General features: G+C 52.0%; 15 tRNA genes. All 15 read right to left on the minus strand.

Features of this window, described 5'->3' with window-relative positions:
* Nucleotides 1–2 precede the first annotated feature (2 nt).
* A tRNA-Glu gene (locus tag ACIQ0H_RS21365) sits at nt 3–74 on the minus strand.
* An 8-nt stretch (nt 75–82) separates the two neighbouring features.
* Nucleotides 83–173 (minus strand) — tRNA-Ser (locus ACIQ0H_RS21370).
* Between the two features lie 7 nt (nt 174–180).
* Nucleotides 181–255: transfer RNA gene (locus tag ACIQ0H_RS21375), tRNA-Asn, on the minus strand.
* 1 nt (nt 256) lies between these two features.
* Nucleotides 257–333: transfer RNA gene (locus ACIQ0H_RS21380), tRNA-Ile, on the minus strand.
* 4 nt (nt 334–337) lie between these two features.
* Nucleotides 338–411 (minus strand) — tRNA-Gly (locus ACIQ0H_RS21385).
* 6 nt (nt 412–417) lie between these two features.
* Nucleotides 418–493, minus strand: a tRNA-Phe gene (locus ACIQ0H_RS21390).
* A 23-nt stretch (nt 494–516) separates the two neighbouring features.
* Nucleotides 517–592, minus strand: a tRNA-Asp gene (locus tag ACIQ0H_RS21395).
* Nucleotides 593–595: 3 nt separating this feature from the next.
* Nucleotides 596–670 (minus strand) — tRNA-Met (locus tag ACIQ0H_RS21400).
* A 59-nt stretch (nt 671–729) separates the two neighbouring features.
* Nucleotides 730–822, minus strand: a tRNA-Ser gene (locus tag ACIQ0H_RS21405).
* Between the two features lie 17 nt (nt 823–839).
* Nucleotides 840–916, minus strand: a tRNA-Ile gene (locus tag ACIQ0H_RS21410).
* 7 nt (nt 917–923) lie between these two features.
* Nucleotides 924–997: transfer RNA gene (locus tag ACIQ0H_RS21415), tRNA-Met, on the minus strand.
* A gap of 23 nt (nt 998–1,020) precedes the next feature.
* A tRNA-Ala gene (locus tag ACIQ0H_RS21420) sits at nt 1,021–1,096 on the minus strand.
* Nucleotides 1,097–1,147: 51 nt separating this feature from the next.
* A tRNA-Pro gene (locus tag ACIQ0H_RS21425) sits at nt 1,148–1,224 on the minus strand.
* A gap of 52 nt (nt 1,225–1,276) precedes the next feature.
* A tRNA-Arg gene (locus ACIQ0H_RS21430) sits at nt 1,277–1,353 on the minus strand.
* A 27-nt stretch (nt 1,354–1,380) separates the two neighbouring features.
* Nucleotides 1,381–1,469: transfer RNA gene (locus tag ACIQ0H_RS21435), tRNA-Leu, on the minus strand.
* Nucleotides 1,470–1,475 lie beyond the last annotated feature (6 nt).

Raw genomic sequence — 1,475 nt, forward strand, 5'->3', positions numbered from 1 at the left:
TATGACCCCTACGGGATTCGAACCCGTGTTACCGCCGTGAAAGGGCGGTGTCTTAACCGCTTGACCAAGGGGCCATTTTACATGGCGGAGAAGGAGGGATTCGAACCCTCGCACCGCTTTCGCGATCTATACCCTTAGCAGGGGCACCTCTTGAGCCACTTGAGTACTTCCCCGTATAAATGGCTCCGCAGGTAGGACTCGAACCTACGACCGATCGGTTAACAGCCGATTGCTCTACCACTGAGCTACTGCGGAATGGTGGGCCTAAGTGGACTCGAACCACCGACCTCACGCTTATCAGGCGTGCGCTCTAACCAGCTGAGCTATAGGCCCAATTTGGAGCGGGTGAAGGGAATCGAACCCTCATCATCAGCTTGGAAGGCTGAGGTTTTACCACTAAACTACACCCGCATATCATGGTGGCTCAGGACGGAATCGAACCGCCGACACAAGGATTTTCAGTCCTTTGCTCTACCGACTGAGCTACTGAGCCACATATGTATTTCTAAATAAAAATGGCGGTCCCGACCGGGATCGAACCGGCGATCTCCTGCGTGACAGGCAGGCATGTTAACCGCTACACCACGGGACCATTTGGTTGCGGGGGCAGGATTTGAACCTGCGACCTTCGGGTTATGAGCCCGACGAGCTACCACTGCTCCACCCCGCGACAACATTATTTGTAACTTTATTACTCTTTTTCAGTATGGTTCACCATTTGATAAAAAATGGAGGAGGTAGAGGGATTCGAACCCCCGCGCGGTTTAACCCGCCTGACGGTTTTCAAGACCGTTCCCTTCAGCCGAACTTGGGTATACCTCCACGAAAATATATAGTACTGGTGGACCTTGCAGGACTCGAACCTGCGACCGGACGGTTATGAGCCGTCTGCTCTAACCAACTGAGCTAAAGGTCCTTTAAGATGGCGGCAGAGGGGATCGAACCCCCGACCTTACGGGTATGAACCGTACGCTCTAGCCAGCTGAGCTACGCCGCCAGGATCTTTATATAAGTTGTTTTTGGTGGAGCCTAGCGGGATCGAACCGCTGACCTCCTGCGTGCAAGGCAGGCGCTCTCCCAGCTGAGCTAAGGCCCCAAAATTGGGTATGTTGATTATTCAAGCAACAAAACTACTTAGAAATCTTAGTGGTCGGGAAGACAGGATTCGAACCTGCGACCCCTTGGTCCCAAACCAAGTGCTCTACCAAGCTGAGCTACTTCCCGATACTATTGTTACCTATTTTCGTAACACTGCGTGTTAACGATAAAGTATAAATGGTGCGCCCGGCAGAAGTCGAATCCACAACCTCCTGATCCGTAGTCAGGTGCTCTATCCAATTGAGCTACGAGCGCATATGAACTTATTAATTTTTACGATATTGGTGCCGAGAACCGGAATCGAACCGGTACGGTAGTCACCTACCGCAGGATTTTAAGTCCTGTGCGTCTGCCAGTTCCGCCACCCCGGCAAAAAA

Origin of the sequence: Sporosarcina sp. NPDC096371 (assembly GCF_044762865.1) — a bacterium.
In the GTDB taxonomy this organism is placed as follows: Bacteria; Bacillota; Bacilli; order Bacillales_A; family Planococcaceae; genus Sporosarcina.